General features: G+C 34.6%; 20 protein-coding genes. 8 read left to right on the top strand and 12 right to left on the bottom strand.

Annotated elements, in window-relative coordinates; genetic code table 11:
• Positions 1-38 precede the first annotated feature (38 nt).
• Positions 39-269 (top strand): uracil phosphoribosyltransferase, encoded by a 231-nt coding sequence (locus tag P8M54_RS11740; protein ID WP_300288053.1) that lies wholly within the window; start codon positions 39-41, stop codon positions 267-269.
• Positions 270-290: 21 nt separating this feature from the next.
• On the opposite strand, the gene purD is transcribed toward P8M54_RS11740, so the two are convergent.
• Complete coding sequence (purD, locus tag P8M54_RS11745; RefSeq protein ID WP_300288054.1) at positions 291-1,565, bottom strand: phosphoribosylamine--glycine ligase; 1,275 nt, start codon at positions 1,563-1,565, stop codon at positions 291-293.
• 152 nt (positions 1,566-1,717) lie between these two features.
• Here purD and P8M54_RS11750 point away from each other — a divergent pair, with 152 nt between their 5' ends.
• Positions 1,718-3,028: a phenylacetate--CoA ligase family protein gene (locus tag P8M54_RS11750; RefSeq protein WP_300288055.1), complete on the top strand. Its 1,311-nt coding sequence runs from the start codon at positions 1,718-1,720 to the stop codon at positions 3,026-3,028.
• Here P8M54_RS11750 and P8M54_RS11755 read toward each other — a convergent pair.
• Complete coding sequence (locus P8M54_RS11755; RefSeq protein WP_300288056.1) at positions 3,012-3,794, bottom strand: glycosyltransferase family 2 protein; 783 nt, start codon at positions 3,792-3,794, stop codon at positions 3,012-3,014. The genes P8M54_RS11750 and P8M54_RS11755 overlap by 17 nt on opposite strands.
• 1 nt (position 3,795) lies before the next feature.
• Positions 3,796-5,163, bottom strand: coding sequence for an exopolysaccharide biosynthesis polyprenyl glycosylphosphotransferase (locus tag P8M54_RS11760; RefSeq protein WP_300288057.1), 1,368 nt, complete (start codon positions 5,161-5,163; stop codon positions 3,796-3,798).
• 235 nt (positions 5,164-5,398) lie between these two features.
• Between P8M54_RS11760 and P8M54_RS11765 the strand changes: the two genes are divergently transcribed.
• Positions 5,399-6,478, top strand: a complete 1,080-nt coding sequence (locus P8M54_RS11765) for a glycosyltransferase (protein ID WP_300288058.1) — start codon at positions 5,399-5,401, stop codon at positions 6,476-6,478.
• Here the strand turns inward: P8M54_RS11765 and P8M54_RS11770 are convergent.
• The 8 genes from P8M54_RS11770 to P8M54_RS11805 form a co-directional block, all read right to left on the bottom strand.
• Positions 6,447-7,613 (bottom strand): O-antigen ligase family protein, encoded by a 1,167-nt coding sequence (locus P8M54_RS11770; protein WP_300288059.1) that lies wholly within the window; start codon positions 7,611-7,613, stop codon positions 6,447-6,449. The genes P8M54_RS11765 and P8M54_RS11770 overlap by 32 nt on opposite strands.
• 109 nt (positions 7,614-7,722) lie before the next feature.
• Positions 7,723-8,790, bottom strand: a complete 1,068-nt coding sequence (locus P8M54_RS11775) for a hypothetical protein (RefSeq protein ID WP_300288060.1) — start codon at positions 8,788-8,790, stop codon at positions 7,723-7,725.
• A complete protein-coding gene (locus tag P8M54_RS11780) occupies positions 8,791-9,873 on the bottom strand; it encodes a glycosyltransferase (protein WP_300288061.1) in 1,083 nt (360 codons plus the stop codon).
• A gap of 35 nt (positions 9,874-9,908) precedes the next feature.
• Positions 9,909-11,219, bottom strand: coding sequence for an MATE family efflux transporter (locus P8M54_RS11785; protein WP_300288062.1), 1,311 nt, complete (start codon positions 11,217-11,219; stop codon positions 9,909-9,911).
• A 50-nt stretch (positions 11,220-11,269) separates the two neighbouring features.
• Positions 11,270-12,247 carry a hypothetical protein gene (locus tag P8M54_RS11790; protein WP_300288063.1) on the bottom strand — a complete coding sequence of 326 codons (978 nt, stop codon included), beginning with the start codon at positions 12,245-12,247 and terminating at the stop codon, positions 11,270-11,272.
• Positions 12,248-12,254: 7 nt separating this feature from the next.
• A complete protein-coding gene (locus P8M54_RS11795) occupies positions 12,255-13,934 on the bottom strand; it encodes a hypothetical protein (RefSeq protein ID WP_300288064.1) in 1,680 nt (559 codons plus the stop codon).
• 35 nt (positions 13,935-13,969) lie between these two features.
• Positions 13,970-15,457 (bottom strand): GH3 auxin-responsive promoter family protein, encoded by a 1,488-nt coding sequence (locus tag P8M54_RS11800; RefSeq protein ID WP_300288065.1) that lies wholly within the window; start codon positions 15,455-15,457, stop codon positions 13,970-13,972.
• An 82-nt stretch (positions 15,458-15,539) separates the two neighbouring features.
• On the bottom strand, positions 15,540-16,046 hold the full coding sequence (locus P8M54_RS11805; protein WP_300288066.1) for a peptidase: 507 nt from the start codon (positions 16,044-16,046) through the stop codon (positions 15,540-15,542).
• Positions 16,047-16,262: 216 nt separating this feature from the next.
• Between P8M54_RS11805 and tatA the strand changes: the two genes are divergently transcribed.
• From tatA to P8M54_RS11830, 5 genes are all read left to right on the top strand, one after another.
• The gene (tatA, locus tag P8M54_RS11810; protein WP_300288067.1) at positions 16,263-16,436 is read left to right on the top strand and encodes a twin-arginine translocase TatA/TatE family subunit; all 174 of its coding nucleotides are present in this window, start codon (positions 16,263-16,265) and stop codon (positions 16,434-16,436) included.
• Positions 16,437-16,628: 192 nt separating this feature from the next.
• Complete coding sequence (locus P8M54_RS11815; RefSeq protein ID WP_300288068.1) at positions 16,629-16,895, top strand: DUF2089 family protein; 267 nt, start codon at positions 16,629-16,631, stop codon at positions 16,893-16,895.
• Between the two features lie 2 nt (positions 16,896-16,897).
• Positions 16,898-17,485: a YIP1 family protein gene (locus P8M54_RS11820; RefSeq protein ID WP_300288069.1), complete on the top strand. Its 588-nt coding sequence runs from the start codon at positions 16,898-16,900 to the stop codon at positions 17,483-17,485.
• 32 nt (positions 17,486-17,517) lie between these two features.
• The gene (locus tag P8M54_RS11825; RefSeq protein ID WP_300288070.1) at positions 17,518-18,855 is read left to right on the top strand and encodes an alpha/beta fold hydrolase; all 1,338 of its coding nucleotides are present in this window, start codon (positions 17,518-17,520) and stop codon (positions 18,853-18,855) included.
• Between the two features lie 217 nt (positions 18,856-19,072).
• Entirely contained in the window at positions 19,073-19,588 is a 516-nt protein-coding gene (locus tag P8M54_RS11830) for a PepSY domain-containing protein (RefSeq protein ID WP_300288071.1), read from the top strand.
• 79 nt (positions 19,589-19,667) lie between these two features.
• On the opposite strand, the gene P8M54_RS16355 is transcribed toward P8M54_RS11830, so the two are convergent.
• Positions 19,668-19,751 (bottom strand): S1 RNA-binding domain-containing protein, encoded by an 84-nt coding sequence (locus P8M54_RS16355; RefSeq protein WP_366525154.1) that lies wholly within the window; start codon positions 19,749-19,751, stop codon positions 19,668-19,670.
• Between the last annotated feature and the right edge of the window lie 3 nt (positions 19,752-19,754).

Here is a 19,754-nt window from a genome sequence, read left to right on the forward strand (position 1 = left end):
TTTTGAGGAATAAACATAACAAACTAATTTTTAGCGATATGAAAGCATTTTTTGAAGGAATTCAATACCTATTTGTAAACATTTTATTTGCTCCTCTTGATTTTTTACGTTCTTTAGAACTTTCATCTTGGTTTGTGGCAAATACAATTAACTGGATTTTCATGATCATTTGCACTGCCGCAATGGTTTATTGGATCAAACAACTTAGAATTTTTGATGATGCAGGTACAGAAAATCAAGATACTACTGCTCATTCATTTTTAAAATAATAGCATAAAAAGTATTGGGAACTATTTTAAGTCGTTCCCAATATCTTTTCTATAATTCATCTTATCAAAATGTAGCTTTGCTATGTTTTGGTAAGATTTTTTTATGGCCTGTTCAAAATCATCTCCGTACGAAGTAACCATTACAACACGTCCACCATTAGAAACTATTCGTCCGTTTTCTAATTTTGTTCCCGCGTGAAAAACAATAGAATCAGTGATGTTTTCTAAACCAGTAATGACTTTCCCTTTTTCAAAAGCTTCAGGATAACCTCCTGAAACAACAACAACTGTAGTTGCGCTACGTTCATCCACCTCAAGTGTAATCGTATCAAGTTTTTCATTGGCTACAGCCAAAAACAATTCAACTAAATCATTTTTTAATCTCGGGATCACTACTTCGGTCTCAGGATCACCCATTCGCACGTTGTACTCGATTACGATTGGCTCGTTATTTACGTTAATTAGTCCAATAAACACAAATCCTTTGTATGGAATTCCGTCTTTTTGAAACCCTTCAATCGTAGGTTTTACAATACGCGTTTCGATTTTTTGCATCAACACATCATCAACATACGGTACCGGAGAAACCGCTCCCATTCCGCCTGTATTCAATCCAGTATCACCCTCGCCTATGCGCTTATAATCTTTGGCCGTTGGTAAAATTTTATAATTCTTACCGTCAGTTAATACAAAACAGCTAAGTTCAATTCCGTCTAAAAATTCTTCGATTACTACTTTTGAACTGGCTGCTCCAAATTTTTGCCCTACTAACATATTTCGTAATTCTTCTTTGGCTTCCGCCAAATCATGAATGATCAATACGCCTTTTCCAGCAGCTAATCCATCTGCTTTAAGCACAAACGGAGGTTGTAAGCTTTCTAAAAAGCCACAACCTTGCTCTACAGTTTCGGCGGTGAAACTATCATAGGCAGCCGTAGGTATTTTATGTTTTACCAGAAATTCTTTGGCAAACTCTTTACTTCCTTCTAGCTGTGCACCTAATTTAGAAGGCCCAATAACTGGGATAGAACTCAATTGGGCGTCATTCAAAAAGAAATCGTAGATCCCATTTACTAAGGGGTCTTCAGGACCTACCACCACCAACTCGATGTTTTTTTCGATTACTAACACTTTTATCGCTTCAAAATCAGTAACTCCAATAGCAACATTGGTTGCAATCTCTGCCGTTCCTGCATTTCCTGGAGCCATAAAAAGGGTATCGCAAAGCGGACTTTGAACCATTTTCCATGCAAAAGCATGTTCTCTTCCTCCTGATCCTAATAGTAAAATATTCATCTGTAGTGTGTGTTTAGTTGTGTGTCCTTTGGTAAGGAATGCTGCAAAAATAATTGCTTTTGGACGTAAAAAATAATTAATTTTTAAAAAGTTGTCCCAACCCTTTCCATTCGACCCCGATATACGCTATTTTTGAAGAAACATAACTTTAGATGCTTTCTCTATTTGATTTAACCTTGCGGCTCAATGGCTTCCCTATAAAAAAGGCGAAGACACAGTTGCATGCTATAATCAACCTTTCTGAGACTGACTGTAGCACTTTTGTAGCAAATCAAAAAAGAGAAATTCTCGATTTTCATTTGAATCACAATTCATTTTACCGTGATTTTGCCAAAGAACAATCCTTTAAAAACTGGAGTGATGTACCTGTTTTGACCAAGAAGGACCTCCAAATACCACTAACTGATAGGCTTTCAGAAGGATTTACAAAAACCAATTGTTATACCAATAAAACCTCAGGTTCAAGCGGAACACCTTTTAGTTTTGCCAAAGATAAATATTCCCATGCCCTTACTTGGGCTTCAAATATGTACCGTTTTGGTTGGTTTGGTATCGATTTTAATCAGTCCTATCAAGCACGTTTTTATGGCATTCCGCTGGATTTTATTGGGTATAAGAAAGAACGATTCAAAGATTTTTTAGGCAAGCGCTATCGGTTTCCGATTTTTGATTTATCCGATGCCGTTTTAGAGACTATTGTTGAAAAATTCCGATCAGAACAATTCAAATACATCAATGGCTATACGAGCTCAATTGTACTTTTTGCCAAATATTTGAGAAAACGAAATCTACTTTTAAAAAGTATTTGCCCTAGCTTAAAAGTAGTTATGGTAACCTCCGAAATGCTTTTTGAAGAGGATAAATTGCTTTTAGAAACACAATTCGGAATTCCCGTTGTAAATGAATATGGCGCCTCAGAGCTGGATTTAATAGCTTTTCAAAACCCAAAAGGCGAATGGCAAGTGAATGCTGAAACGCTTTATGTAGAGATTCTTGACGACAATAATTCTGTTTTGCCCTACGGCCAAGAAGGACGCATTGTAATCACGTCATTGTTTAATAAAGCGCATCCTTTTATTCGTTATGATATTGGCGATATTGGTATTTTAGACGAAAATAGTACGGTACAAAAACCCCTTCTGAAAAAATTAATTGGCCGAACAAATGATGTTGCTTTGCTGCCTAGCGGAAAAAAATCGCCTGGATTGACATTTTATTATGTGACCAAAAGCATTATTGAAGATGATGGCAACGTTCAAGAATTTGTGATCACACAAACTAGATTGGATAGTTTTGAGATTGATTACGTTAGTGCAACCGAAATAACTTTCGAACAAATTGAGAAAATTGAAAAAGCCATTGCCTTGTATTTAGAACCGGGCTTGCATTTTACTTTTACTAAAAAAGATTTCCTAAAACGATCCAATCGAGGCAAACTCAAACAATTTAGCTCGTTACTTTAGTCTCCTTAACATATTTGGGTTTAACTACTAATTGCTTCCACAAAAACAGGAGCATACATAGTGAAGCCTTTATACTAGTCAAGCCATGATGCTTCCTGTAAATGGCGTAATTGTGCTTAAGCAAATTGACTTTAGCAGTTGAAATAGAGTTGGATCTAATGCGATAAAAAGCCAAGCTTTCAGGCACTGGTTGGGATGTTCTAATCCTTTTTAAAATCGTAAGCCATAGCATCCAATCTTGTCTTTTTCTATTGGGTGAAATCGGAATTTTTCCAAAAAAAGCCACATCATAGATACCGGTTAGGTTACCGATATAATTGCAAAAAAATAGTTGGTTGTATGTCAAGTTTTTTGGTGCTTGAATTTCTCTCCCCAAGGGTTGTCCATTTTCATCCATGCAGTCATAGAACGAAAAAGTAAAAGGCAATTGATGTATGTGCATCCATTGCAGCTGCTTCTCTAATTTATGCGGTTTCCATAAATCATCTGAATCTAAAAAGGCTAAATACTTTCCTTTGGCTTTTTCTAAACCTAAATTTCGGGCTACACCCGTACCGGAATTTTGAGCTAATTGGTACAGCTGAATTCTGGCATCTGCTTTTATCAGTTCTGATACGATTGTAACTGTGGTATCTTGAGAAGCATCATCAACTACAATAATCTCCCAATTCGCATAGGATTGCAACTGTACAGACTGAATCGCCTCAGCTATAAATTGAGCGGAATTGAATGTAGGAATGATAACGGATACTAATGCTGACTCCATGTTAATAAGCTTTAGTATCTCCTTTGTAAATATTCACAAGTGTTTGATAAATAATTTTTAAATCCAGAATCAAAGACCAATTTTCGATGTAAAAAACATCTAATTTTACTCTGTTAATCATATCAGTATCTTGTAGAATCTCGCCTCTATAGCCACTCACTTGCGCTAGTCCTGTGATGCCGGGTTTTACAAAGTGGCGCTTCATGTATTTTTTAATTTTATTACTGTAAGTGATGTTTTGCGACCATAAATGCGGTCTTGGACCCACGACGGACATATCTCCAATTAAAACATTTAAAAACTGAGGTAACTCGTCCATGCTAGTTTTGCGCATAAAACGACCTATAACTGTTACGCGAGGATCATTTTTAAAGGTCTCTGTTTCCGTTGAATCATTCAGTCGCATCGATCTGAATTTATAACAATTGAATTCATTTTCATTAATACCTGGACGTCCTTGCTTAAAAAAAACAGTTCCTTTTGACTCTAACTTAATTAAAATAGCCAAAATTGGCGTTAGCCATGATAAGATGCCAAAAATTACAACCAATGAAAAAACAATGTCAAAAGTGCGCTTAAAAAATTTAATTACGGGCTCGTCTAAGACTGTCTTTGGCAAGGATAATACAGGGAAAAAATCGTAATAATCAACTTTTAAGCTTTTAGTAAATACCTCTTTTGTATCTGGAATAAACTTAATAGTTTTAAAGTTTTCGTCAGCAAAATCAATTAAATCTTTTAACTGTTCGTTCGAGACCTCATTCAAGGAACAATAGATTTCGTCTATTTTTTTTTCGACTACAAATGTTTTAACGCTATTGATATTCCCTTTTATATTTTGATTTACCACTTTATTTGAAAAGAAGCCCGAAAAAACATAACCGTATTCCCTCCTACTTTCAAAAAGCTCTTTAAGCCGAATCGCCTCAGCAGTGTAACCAATAATAATTGCACTTCTAAAATTATTCCCTGTTATGATACGGTATTGCTTTAAGCAATAAAATAAGAAAAATTTTGACAGCGTAATTAATATAAAAACGCTCAAGCAAAACTGCAATACTACCTCAACATCAAACATAAAATTATCCAGAAAAGGAAAATAGGCAACCACCAACAGCAAGAAAAGAAATCCTTGCTTTACGATTTTAGAAATGATTTCAATGGGAGTAGTAAAACGATATACTTTATAAAAACCTAGTATAAAGGCTAATACAAACCACCCTGCTAGTAAGTATCCAAAGTAATACACATTGTCCAATCCGAATTGATTGAACCAGAAAAAACAATTTACGGCAATGATTAACACATCTGTAAAAACAGCTATGGGACGTATAAATTTTGAATATCTTCCTATTTGGTTAGCAGTCATGTAGTAGGTACAATTCTTGAATTATGGGCAGCATTTTGGGTTTTAGTAGTTGGCAAATTACATGACTTATATCGATGTATTTGTCAGGCTCGCTCACCTACCGTTTGACTATGCAAGGTATAAAAAAACAAGCAACCCATAGGCATATAAGCCATAACTATTTGCACTTAATAGAAGAAAATGTACAATCCCAACTAATCAATTTTGTGTATTTTTACAAAAATTATAATTATTCATGTTAAAAGTAGTTCATGTTGTTGAGGCTTTAGCTGGGGGAGTCAATACGTACTTCAAGGACCTTTCCTGCTATTTTGGTGCGGAGCAAACAGCACTTGGAATCAACACTACAATTATTTATAGCGCCAACCGTAAGGAGGTTGATGGTGCTCAAATAAAAGCTTCTTTTTCGAATACCGTGCCCTTAATTGAGTTGAGTATGCAGCGTGAATTTTCGCTGATAAAAGATCTCAAAGCCACTAGAGAACTCCTGAAATTAGTTCGAAAACTCGATCCTGATGTAGTACACTTACATTCCTCTAAAGCAGGCGTTCTTGGCAGGATTGCATGTTTTTTTCTATTTAAGAAAGTAAAGGTGTTTTACACACCACATGGCTACGCTTTTCTTAGAACTGATATTTCAGCTTTCAAAAAAGTAACATACCGAGCAATCGAGCTTGTTTTTCAAAAGTTATTCAAAAATACCACTATTGCCTGCGGTGACGCAGAATATACAATTGCAAAAAAAATGGGACCTTCTTACCTAGTTCGAAACGGAATTAATGTTGATGAAATTCAAACGCATTGTACTGCACTTACTAATTCGGTTTTAACCATCGGTATCGTAGGAAGAATTACAGCTGCAAGAAACCCTGAATTATTCAATCAAATTGCTTTAGAAAATCCACAGTATCAATTTGTTTGGATAGGTGATGGAGAACTAAGACCAACACTTACCGCCACCAACATTCGTATTAGCGGTTGGTTTTTAAACCATCCCAACGTACTTCGAGAACTGGATAAAATTGATGTTTACATCCAAACTTCGCTTTGGGAAGGTTTACCCATTGCGGTTTTAGAAGCTATGGCGATGCAAAAACCAGTTATCGCGACAAACATTCCAGGAAATAGAGATGTGGTTGTGCCAAATGAAGGCGGCTTTCTCTTTGACTCTATCGCTGAAGTAAAGGATTACCTAGACCTTCTCAAGGATAAAAATACCCGAGCACAAATGGGAAAAAACGGACACGTTCGCTGCCAAAAACTTTTTAGCAATGACCGTAAATTTAAAGAACTTGTTGCACTTTATCGGCAATAGCCTTTTGCTGAAGCCAATAACTGCCAAATACAGCAAACCAAAAGCTACTAAACACGATTCCATCAAAGCGGATTAAAAAATCATCTATACAGTTAGAGGTGAAAAAAGAAACGAAGAAAAACAATACCACCGGCTGCTTCAAATCGAGTCCCAAATAAGCAATTCCTAATAAATAAATCAAAACAACGATAGGACCCAAAAAACCGTATTTGAGGAAGTAATCTAGAAACTGGTTATGAGTAGGAAACTCATACTTAGCCAAAAATTGTTGATTTGTTTGTTTGTAATAAGCAATCAAATCTGTTTTGGATTGAGAAGCTCCTGTCCCAAAAGGTAGATTTTGAAGTGATAACTCCCAAGCTGATTTCCAAATTGATAGCCGTGTAACCATAGAATTAAAAATCTTTGCCTCTGGATTTTTAATCTCGTCCAATTTACCCACTTTGTCCATATAAGCAAAGGTTACCACTTGGTATTTATAGGTCATATAATTGTTGTTTTTGACAAAGACAATTAAAACAACTACTGAAATTATAATAGAAATTAAACTTACTTTAATCGTTTTCTTTACATTAACCTGCTCTTTTAGGGCATAGAAAAAAACAATCAACATTCCTAAAAACACATTAACCAAGGCCATTCGGGTGTTGATAAACAATACCATAAAAAATGAAATCACAAAACCACTAATTCGGAAAATATGATTTTTAAGTCCCCTGTGTTTTTGGAACGATTGTAAGATCAAATAGAGAAAAATAACTGTTACAAAAGCCATGTGCATGTTTAATGCTGGTGCGTGCAAACCCATGCTTTGTGAAAACACATAACCCATTTCCCATAAATCAATGCCACTTTGATATTTAGCTATTAAAATGGGATTGGTACCTATAAAAAGAAACCAATAAAAAAGAACTATCAGTAAGGTTAAATAGGCATAACTAGTTAGCAATTTATAGAAATGAACTCTGTGGTAATTGCCAATTATAAACCAGGCAAATACAGGCAAGGCGGCGTACTTTTCTAAAATTTTCACTTCATTATAGTAGGAGTCTGTGTTAAAAAAAAACAGTAATTCTAACAGTAAGGGCAAGGCAATTAATAGCCGTAAGCCATTAGCCTTTTTAATTGTTTTCATCTTTTTTAAGAAAAACAGATTGAAAGCTGCAAAAACAAGCAGCAGCCAGGTACAAGGAATTCTAAAAATAATTCCTGCACCAATTAGCAGTAAAAACAAATTGAATATGCTATCGAAGTTTTTCTCGGAAATTGTCATAGTATAACGCGAAATAAATTAAAGGAAAAACCCCTATTTTATGCCTAATGGCAGTTCCTAAATCAGGTTCAAAAACACCTTGAACAATGAAGTAAGAGAACAATATAAGCAATAACCACAACTCATAATTCTCTTTTCGTCTACTTTTTAAACAATTTGAAAACCGAACTAAAAGTAGAGAGAACAAAAGAAGTTGCCAAATTACAAAAGCTAAAATTTGAGGAGATAATACATGTTTTAAGCCATTTACTGGAACGTTAACCGTAAAAAAACCGTAAGCGATTCCAATAGCTTCACCATACCAACTATCAGGCTTAATTGGAGATACAATAATAGAGTTGGCATCCTGCGAATTCAATCGGTCTAAATTGACTACTTCCCTACTGCTTTCTGATAGATATTGCCCCTTGACAAGGCCGTAACTCAATGAAAGAAAAAAGGCTATACATAGTCCGTAAAACAAAGTCATCATTGTTTTATTTTTGAATTGTACATAACGCAATCCATACATTCCTATCGAAATAATGGGAATTAATAAAAAGTAGGGGCGGTAAAAAGCACCAAATAGTAACAGTAAAAGCATCGAATAAACAACCGATTTTTTAAAACTAAATCGATCACTTTTGTAAATAAAAACAATCAAAGCAAGATACAAGTACGTAATGAATTCCTTAGAAGGCATAGACATAAATACAGCTATCATAAAAAAGCCTAAGTAAACTAACAGGTTTTTGATTGTAAGAAGGTTAAAGTTTTTAGGAATCCCTACTTTATATAACACATAAATCAAAATCGGATACTGAATTAAAGCTACAATTGGAAAAGACAAATACCGTAAATAGGTAATTTTGTAAAATAAAATCGTAAGCGGGTAACTACCTAAAAACCCAATTTCGTTGCCCTTATCATAAGCAATAAGCATCGCATCGTAAAAAAACTTTTTAGGTAAAACATAAAATGCCAGTAGCGCAACAATTAGATTGCAGAGAAACAACAGCAAAAAAGTAGCTTTATTTTTAGATAATTTATAATTAATCATTTACAATTTTTTATACAATTCAATCTGTTTATCTACCATACTATCAATGTCATACTGCTTCGCTCTCAAACTACATTTTTTAGCGATAGCTTGGTAATACATTTCATTGTCCACAAGCTTTATTACCTCAGCCGCCAATTGTTCAGCATCACCTTCTTTAAATAAAATTCCTGCTCCATCAACCAAGGTATTTACGGCAGCCACATTAGTTGCGATTACCGGTTTACCAGCAGCCATACCTTCTACCGCAGCTAGGGAAAACCCTTCGTATTTTGACGATATGATTACAATGTCGGCCATTTTTATCAATTCGGGTACATCCAAGCGTATTCCTAAAAATACAACCCTTTGGGACAATTTCAATTCATTGACTAAATTAATACAATCATTCTTCAATTCTCCGTCTCCAACTAACACTAATTGCACTTCAGTAGGTAAATACAAGAGTGATCTAATGACCGTTTTTTGATCTTTGGGTTCTTTAAAACTAGCAATTTGAATGATGGTTTTTAAAGAAGAATCGCTACCAGGGAACAAAGTTGAGCGATGAGTGGGTTTACTGTTCCTAAACGTCTCCAAAAGTACGCCATTAGGTATTAATTCAACAGCGTGGCCCAAGCCCGTATGCTTTTGAATAACTGTTGCTACTGCTTCTGAAATTGCAATTATCTTGTTGTAACGTTTGTAAAAATAGGGATCTAATCTTTGAAAAAAACGGCTGTTGATTCTTCTTCCAGAGGTACTGTGTTCCGTATAAACTAGCTTAATTTTTGAACCCGAAAGCAATTTAGCAATCACTACCCAATATTGTGTAGGAAATAAATGCACATGTGCAATATCATATTTCTTTAATAAAGGAATAATCTTTAGTATAGCAAGAGGATTGTATGCTGAACCAAAATTTAAAGAATAAATAGAACAGCAATTTAAAGATCGTAGTGCTTTCATAAACGGATAATTAAATCCATTTAGCACAAGCAAATCTACAGTTACCTTTTTTTTCTTGTATAACGGTAAGGTGTCAAGCAATAGCTTCTCAGCACCGCCTGATTCTAAACTGTTTATTATGTGTACTATCCTCATTTATACTTTTTACCGCTTGCTTTCGCAAAATGAAATCAATTTAAAAAAACAACAATCTTATCTCTTTTATAAATTACAATTGCAGAGCATAAGTTCCAAAAAAGTGAACTAATCACAAAAGCACTAGCAGCACCTGTCATGCCGTAGATAGGTATCAACCATCTATTAAAACCCAAATTAAGTAAAACTGCTACAACCACTATCCTTTGAAATATATGCTGCCTACCTGTCATATTTAAATAAACGGGCGCAGAACCAAAGGCGGAACAAATTACTTGACCAATTGTTAAAATAAGTAGGGCATCTTTAGCCAAAACATATTCTTTCCCAAAAAAACCTAAAATAGGGTCCGCAAATAAACATAAGAATAAAGCGGCTGGAAGTGTTAAAACTAAAATTAATCGGGAGCTGTTTTTGATAACTCCTTTAAGTTGTTCTAGGTTTCCGGCAGAATGAAATTCGGCTATTTTTGTAGAGACTGTAATGTTAACTGTCACGATTATCATCGATAAAATAGTCATCAATTTTACTGCCAAAGCATAAAAGGCAACTGTTGCATCTCCCCTATATTTTTTTAAAAACATGATGTCAAAACTAATCAGTAAAAACAACGCCATTCCGCTAACTGCAATAGGATAGGATTTAGTAATAATCTCTTTATATGAAGTAATACTACTACTAGCATCCACTTTGTTTTTTGAAAAATAATACCATACAATCACTGTCGTTACCAACGCAAGCAATATAAATCCTCCCAAAAAAACATCTGGTAAATAGGATTCATTATCGGTATACTTTAGGATAACAGCGCCAACTATCACAGGAACGTACTTAATAGAATTTCTAAATAACTCTGCGACATATAAATGATCTAAAGCCCTAATCACTTCAATGTTTAGTGTTGTCAGAGCGTAAAAAATCAATAATAATGTGGCCTGATAAAGTAGTTTGTATACTCCCTGATCGCTAAAAAAAGAGTCAATAAAGGGTTCATTAATGACTGAAACGAGCAAACATAACAGAATGGACATTACTAGTAGGATGCCCACCATTTTTACATAAATACCCTTTAAGCCAATCAAGGAATAAGTTCCTTTAAGTTGGCCTCGAAAGTAAAGAATCGACTGATCGCACCCTAGCAAACAAATACTACCGATGACAAATAAATAGGATCGTACAAAATCGTATTGACCTACAATTTTTGGTGAGAAATTTTTAGTGAGAAATAAAGTAAAACCAAACAAAATTAGCACTCCAAAAACTCTCAAAATTAACGTTATTATACTTTGATGAATAAACGAATTTTGTTTGATTTTTTGAAAATAGTAGCCAATTGTTTTTAACATATCTACGTTTATTAATCTGTATTACTAGGCCCTACACGAATCAATTAGTTTTAGGCGTATTTGGCTGATTGACTTTTATAAAAAGATAAAAAGAGTCTCAATACTATAAATAGTCCTATAAACAACAAGGGTAGCAAAAATTTGAATTTTCCGTTAGTGAATTTGTCGTTTTTGACGTTTAAAACTGTCGAACTATCGTTGATAATTTTCTTGGAATTGAATAATTCAATTTTTAAAGCCGCCATTGTGCTCGCGAGCGTATCCTTAGTTTTAATGATATTGTCTAGCTGATTATTATCGTTGTAATAAATCATCTTATCATTTTTGCTGACCACGGCCTTATTTGTAGAATAGGAATTAATTATTTCATCAATTTGTACAATGATGTTCTCTTTTACTTTAATTTTTTCCTGAATGTTTCCAATGGCAATTTTTTGGATATCCTTATAGTAGGCGGTTGTATTTAAATAAACTAATAAAGGATCTATTAGCTGTTTTTGACTGGTTTTCCCATTAGTTGAGACGATTATCGTATGAAAATTGTAGTTTTTGCTAGTAGTGGTCTCTTTAACAACTGATTTTAAATCTCCGTTTTGCGCTAGTAATGCAAGTAATTCAAAATTTTGCTCATTACTACTAATGAGTTTATAAATATCTACAACAGGTTCAATTTTAATTCGCAGTAAATTTTGGTAGTTATAAATTCCCATTCCTTTAAAAAAAACGGAATCTTTTTCAGCAATCTTGGTCGCTAACAAATCGATTTTGGCATAAAGATAATCCGTCGATTTAAAATTAGGTGCGACTATGATTTGGTGATCATACAATTGTTTGGTTTTGTCTAAATACAATCCCACCCCAAAACCTAGCAAAATCAAAACAATGACAACGATGATGTTTTTTACAAAAAAATGAATTGCAAGAAACAACATCCGATTGATCCATTGAAAAAAATCACCCACTTTAGTAAAAAGCGTGAATAAATCAATCTCTTGATTATCTTGATTTTGGGGTCCGTTTGTACTCATTCTTTAGTTATTTAGAATTGAAAATTTGTTCCAATATTTTAATGGTAATCAAATATGTAGGTTTTACTCCTGTCGTTCCTAAACCACCTGATGCTAATGTACTTCCCGTTTCTAAAGGATTATCTGATGCATAATAGGCATATCGAACCTTAATATCTTGAGGAACACTTTTTCTAATTTTCGAAGCCGACTGAATTGCTTTTTGGTAATAAGATCCTTCCATCTCTAATCCAATAACACCCCAAGTTGACTCGTGAAAGAATTTAAGTAAATCTCTATTTTGTAATGAAGTTCCCAAAACCGTAACCATCGGACCCGCGAAAACCGCAATGTCATTGTCTTCGAACATCTCTGCACTTAATTCATTTTCGAAGCAATAATTATCAGCTGTTCCTTCGTTGATGTGGGCATTAGGAATCATGATATCCCCTTTTCCTCCTTCTAGAATTCCGGCTTTACCCATGATCGATACTGATTCGACATTCAACAAGATGTTTTTCTTGAATGGTTTAAGCAGCTCATCAATGGTTTCATAAGCTTGCTCACCAAAGGCATAATCCATTACAATTAACACTGGTTCTTGTCCTTCGAATTTTGCATTAGGAAACGACGACTTCGCCCAGTTGATCTTAGCGGTGTCAAAAATTTGCACATCAATATTGGTTCCTGAAGCATCGGGTATGGAGATCATACCGTGTTTAAGCGCTACTTCTTCTACTTTATTTCGCACCTCATGCGCGCCTGACTTACTTAACTCTTCGTAAATAAAGAAATCAGCTTTGTCCTTGAACTGCGTTTTTAGTACCGTAGTAGCAAAAATAGAGTTCATAACAGAGTGCATGTTGGCACTAATAACATGTATAGGTCGCTCTAATAATCCGTTTTCTTTTAAAACTTCTTTGATATTGGTAGCCCAAATCTCTCCGTGAATGTGGTGTCCCAAACGTTCTCTTAAAATAGGACTAAAAGTAATTGTACGCTTGTTGTTATCCACAATCTCATCAATCGCTAATTTCCCTAACCAATAAATAACGTGTAAAAAACGATCAGGAGCAGCCTCTGACCCAAAAGCGTCATAAATGTTTAAAACCTCTTCAAAAGTTCTACCTAAAATATTTGCTGCATGAGAAATTGCTTTCTCTTTTTCGATTAAAGGCAGTTTTTTAGTTTGAGCGACTGCCTGCTCTAGTTTCATCCAATCACGAGAAACTTCGCCTGCATCATCTAACAAAACTCTGTTTCGTATTTTGTGAGACTCAATAAAGATAAATGTTAAATGCGTTAAAATATCGTAAATGTCTGATCGACCACGAGTAATTTCTACATTCATTTGCTCCTCGTCAATTCTATAGCAATTACGTCTTCTCTTAGGAGGGACAATCGCTTTAAAGTGCGATCTAGAATACCCTTCATCAGAAGTTAAATTGATAAAACGACATTCTTCTATTCCTACCGGTAGTCTTTCTATAACGTATAATAATCCGTTTAATTCTACTTTTTCTTCGGCTATATTCCCGTAAATTTCAGGGCGTAACGCTAATAATGCTTCGCGCAATGTTTCACCCGAGATTCCCATTGGTTTATAAAATCCACGGTTAAATAAATGACGCATGGTAATGTATAATTTCTCAATTGCTGCTGATGATTCTTGCGCTCTAGAGCGTGATATGTTTTTAGTTTCTTTCATTTCTTATAATTTTCTAACCTGCAAAGGTAGGTGTTTTATTTCAAGTTTAATAAATCTACGATTTTCCTGTTGTCTGACAGTCTTGGGATCTTGTTTTGTCCGCCAAGTTTACCAATTGATTTCATGTAATCCTGAAAACCATTTTTGGCCACAGCCGTAATAACCACTTTTTTCAGAATGTTACCTACAATCAGGTCGTCGTAGTAGATGTTTTGTTTGCGCATGGCAGTATCTATCGCTTCTGCAAAAGCAGATATGTTCTCCGGTTCCTGCTCAAATTCTATAAACCACTCGTGGTAAGGCAAGCCGCTAGCTGGATTTATTTGCGGTGCCACCGTAAATTCGTTCACACGAACAGTAGTTCCCTCCATGGCTTCTTGCAAAGCACTTTCGACTTCTTTACCAATCACATGCTCGCCAAAGGCTGATATGTAATGCTTAATTCTTCCGGATACGATAATGCGGTAGGGCTTTAATGAGGTAAACTGAACCGTGTCTCCAATGTTATAACCCCAAAGTCCTGCATTTGTCGAGATGATTAAAACATAATTAACGCCAAGCTCTACCTCGCCAATGGTGTACCGTCTAGGGTTATCTGTGAAAAAAGAATCGCTTTTGATAAATTCATAAAAAATACCGCCATCCAACAGCAACAGCATCCCTTTTTGCTGCTGTGTATCTTGATAGGCAAAAAACCCTTCCGAAGCAGGAAATAACTCGATGCTGTCTACTTTTCGTCCAATAAGATTTTCGAACTTGGCGCGATACGGCTCATAATTGACACCACCATAGATAAACAAGTTGAAATTTTTGAAAATCTCACCTACAGGCTTTCCTCCTTTTTGTTCTAAGCGCTCAAAATACATTTGTACCCAAGACGGAATTCCTGAAATTACCGTCATGTTTTCATTGAAGGTTTCGCCTACAATTGCATCTACTTTAGCTTCCCAATCGTCAATACAGTTGGTTTCTAAAGAAGGCATCCTGTTTTTTTGCAAATATTTAGGAACAAAATGCGCCACAATACCCGATAAGCGGCCAAACTGAATTCCGTTTTTTTCTTCTAAAATGGGGCTTCCCTGAAGGAAAATCATTTTGCCATCTACAAAATCCGCCTTTCCGGTTTCATGGATATAATGTAAGATTGCATTTCGAGCGGCTTGAATATGATAGGGCATCGATTCCTTAGTAAGCGGAATGTATTTTGCACCTGAGGTTGTTCCTGAAGTTTTAGCAAAATAAAGTGGTTTACCTTTCCATAACACATTTTCTTGCCCGGCAACCACCTTTTCAACATATGGCTTTAGATCTTCATAATCTCTAATAGGAACTTGATTTGCAAAATCAGCATAGGTTGTAATAGTACCAAAATTATGGTCCTTACCAAAATCAGTTTCCCTAGCTTCTTTAATCAATTGATTAAAAACAGCCTGCTGCGTAGCTACAGGATTATTGGCCCAGGATTGTGTTTTTTTGTAAATATGATTAGCAAAGAGTTTTGCTGCTATTGCTTTTATAGACATGATGGTTGTTGATTTGTAACGTGCGTAACACAAAATAAGGTTTAATCAATGAGAGCGCTAGCGCTATTTTTTACGTCAAAAATTATTTAGTGTTTTTCTTTTTGCTTTTAGTGGTAAGTGCTTTCTTTTCCTCTATTTCCACTTCTTTTCTTAATTGTAATTCTTCCTCAGATGCGGTCAATTTCAATGGCGGTACCGGTTCTTCAGAAGCAGCTAAAATCGAATCTTTATTGAATTTAGCATACTCCAACTGTCCGTTTAATACTTTTTGAATGGATTGAATATAGGCTTCGTTTTTCTTTAAGGCGTTCGTTAAAGAGTCGGATTTTAATGCTAAAATAGTGGCATCCTTTTTTAGTTTGGTAGAGGAATATCCAGGAATATATTCCCGTAAAGGAGTAAAGGCAATAATAAAAGTAGTGATCGATATAAGTAAAATTGCTCCTAGAGTAGCGACTACAAAAACATTCATCAAGGTCAACTTTAAAGAAAAGGTTTCCTCAAAAGTGTCTTCATTCAAGATAACCAAGCGGTTTTTAGTGAATAATTTACTGTGAAGTTTCTTTCTTTTTAATCGTTTCTTGGACATAATTTTTCTTTATATGACAAATATAATAATTTAAGTCAAGCATAGTACTTTAGTACCATAGTTCGCCTATGAACAGCGATAATAAGTTGTTTTTAATATATTTTTAACTTTACACGCTTTAAATATTTACGGTTAAATGAATGCAGGTATCGTTATTCTATTTACCTTTGTCCCTACATTAATTACAAATTTGCTTCGGCAATAAATTATTCAATCATGGGAAGATTTGGTGTTACAGAAATCCTAGTTATTTTGGCAGTGGTTTTATTACTTTTTGGAGGTAAAAAAATTCCAGAATTGATGAAAGGCTTAGGAAGCGGAATTAAAGAATTCAAAAATGCCGCAAAGGAAGATCAGCCTGCTGATAAAAAAGAAGATACTAAAGAGTAAAATCTAACGATTCTATTTAAACACGTTAAACGGTTTAAGTAAGGTAATCCCAAATCCCAAATACTGGTGTTTGGGATTTTTTTGTGCCCAATTTTTGGCTTCTAAAAAATAATAATATCAAAAAAGGCAAAAAAACACGAATAAAAGAAAATTATTTTTAACTTTGTTTAAAATAAATTTAACTTTATTAAAATGAAACTACCAATTGTTTGTCCCAGCTGCGAGAATTCATTGCGTGTAAGCCAAATGAAATGTGACCAATGCGAAACCGAAGTCAACGGAAATTACGATTTACCCTTGTATTTAAAATTAAAGCGAGAGGAGCAAGATTTTGTCCTAGAATTTTTTCTAAGCAGTGGTAGTATTAAGGAAATGGCCAAGCAAGCGGGCAACTCCTACCCCACAATGCGAAACAAAATGGACGACCTTATTGAAAAAATAAAAAATTTAAAATCGTAATCATGACTTGGCAAACCGTTTTTAATCCGTTTTCAAAATTTTCCGAAAAGCAATTACTCTCAATTGGAATCCTGTCTTTTATTGTTAATTCAGTAGTCTGTTTTTATACTTCCACAAAAATGGATAGTATTTTTCATTTTTCTCCGCAACCAGATCTTTTGTTAGCAAATGCATTTATCTATGTGACCATTAGCACTGTAACTGCAACTTTATTTCTTTTTTTACTAGCGCTACTCTTTAATAAAAAAACCCGTTTTGTAGATATCGTTAACACCGTTTTATTGTCGCAAGCTCCTAACTTTTTAGTGTTGCTGTGCATCAAATTTAGCGGACTTGAAACAATGGCTAAAACCGTTAATACCAGCAATGGAGCGGTTCCCTCCTTAGATTTGAATACAATTGCCATCGTTCCTTTTTTAATTGGAATCGTTTTAATGCTTGCCCTAATAGTATATGGTTTTGTGCTGATCTACAATGGTTTTAAAACAGCGACCAACTTAAAAAAGGGGCTTCATATTGGCTTGTTTATCCTATTTCTGTTCTTATTTACTTTATTTCACCAGATATATATTCACTATTTAAACCTTTAGTTCTGCCGCCTTAACAAACAAAAACTATCATTATGAAAACAAAACTATTAATTATCGCGCTCCTCAGTATGCAATTCCTTTTTGCTCAAGAAATAACCGGTTCGTGGTCAGGAGAACTTAGCGTTCAAGGAATGACGTTACCACTTAGCTTTCATATTAAAAAAGATTTAAACGGACAAGTGTCTACAATGGATAGCCCAAAACAAGGGGCTAAAAACATACCACTCGGTACTACAACATTCATCGATAATTTAGTAACAATAAATGCACCCGCACTGGGTTTGAGTTATTCAGGAAAATTGAATGCTAGTACTATCGAAGGAACCTTCAAACAAGGTGGAATGGAATTTCCAATGACTTTAACTCGACAAAGTGAAAATGTTCCTACCGTTATGAGGCCGCAAACTCCAAAAGCACCTTTTAATTACCAAACTGAGGAAGTTAGTTTTGTAAATTCAACTGACAAAAACAGTCTAGCTGGAACACTTTCAACACCAAAAAATTTTAGTAAATCAAGTCCAATTGTAATTATGATAACAGGTTCTGGAAGTCAAAATCGCGATGAAGAACTTTTTGACCACAAACCATTTGCGGTAATCGCTGATGATTTTGCAAAAAAAGGAATTGCTACACTACGTCTTGATGATCGCGGTATTGGTGGTTCTAGCAAAGGAACTAAGAATGATACCTCGGCTAATTTTGCCACTGATATTACAGCTGCAGTACTTTTTTTAACAGATAAGGGCTTTACTAACATTGGTTTATTAGGTCACAGTGAAGGCGGCATGATTGCACCCATGGTTGCTCTTAATTCTAAAGAGGTAAAATTTTTGGTTTTAATGGCTGGTCCAGGCGCAGCTGTTGATGAATTGTTGTTGCAGCAAAATTATTTAGCGGGGAAATTAGCCGGTATGAACGAAGCTGATTTACAAGAAAATAAAAAAACGAACGCTACAATTTATAATTTTATAAAAAATTACAAAGGAACTACTTATGAAGAAGACTTACGATCGTTTTTAAAAAGTGACGGTCAAAAAGCAAACGAAGATTTAGTTAATCAATTGAAAAATTCTTGGTTCCGATACTTTATAAGTTTTAACCCTGATACTTACTTATCAAAAATTAAAATACCTGTATTAGCAATTAACGGAGGTTTGGATTTTCAAGTCCCAGCTAAAGAAAACTTAGCTGCCATTAAAAATTCACTAACTAAAGCTAAAAACAAAAACTTTGAAACCTACGAATTCGAGGGCATGAACCATCTGTTTCAAGAATCTAAAACGGGTGCATTCTCTGAATATGGAGAAATAGATCAAACCATTTCACCTAAAGTACTTGATAAAATGAGTAACTGGATTTTGAAATTATAACCTAAAAGTCTCGATTTGCTCGAGAATTTTTTATTTTTAACCTCATGGTAATTCGAAAAAGGGCTCAAAAAAACCACGACTCATATTCTTAATTTACTGGTCATTAAAAAAAATTAAACACTGCTAAAAAAATTACAAAACTCTTATTTAGAATTAATCTTAATTATGTATGTTTGCACTTCAAAAAAGCAAAATAATACTTAAAATAGTAGCAGCCATGACAAAAAAGAAGAAATCAAGTAATTTAATGCGCATCATACACCGATATTTGGGTTTTTTTCTTGCGGGAATAATGGCTGTTTATGCCTTGAGCGGAATTATTTTAATTTTTAGAGATACCGATTTTCTAAAGCAAGAAAAGAATATTGTAAAAACCATAGCTCCCAATTTGAATGAGGAAGATTTAGGAAAAGAATTGCATCTTAAAAAATTAAAAGCAGAACGTGAAGAAGGAGATATCGTTTTTTTCAAAGAAGGAACCTACAATAAAAAAACAGGAGCGGCTGATTATAAAACCACAAGCCAACCTTTTATAATTGAAAAAATGAGTCATTTGCACAAAGCAAAATCAGGTGATCCTTTGTTCTTTTTGAATATCTTCTTTGGATTATCACTATTCTTTTTTGTGATTTCTTCTTTTTGGATGTTTTTACCCCAGACAACTATTTTCAAAAAAGGAATGTACTTTACAGCCGCAGGAATTGTCTTGACATTGATACTATTGTTTTTGTAAAACAATACTTTTATAGCTTTATATGAAAAAACCATCTTTAGTATAGATGGTTTTTTTTATACTTGCAGTGACTCAATTACTAAATCACCATCGTCAATTGAATCCTCTTTCTATCCTCATCGACTTCGGTTACTTTTACCGTTACATGTTGGTGTAACTTCACTAC

The organism is Flavobacterium sp., from assembly GCF_029242675.1.
GTDB lineage: Bacteria > Bacteroidota > Bacteroidia > Flavobacteriales > Flavobacteriaceae > Flavobacterium.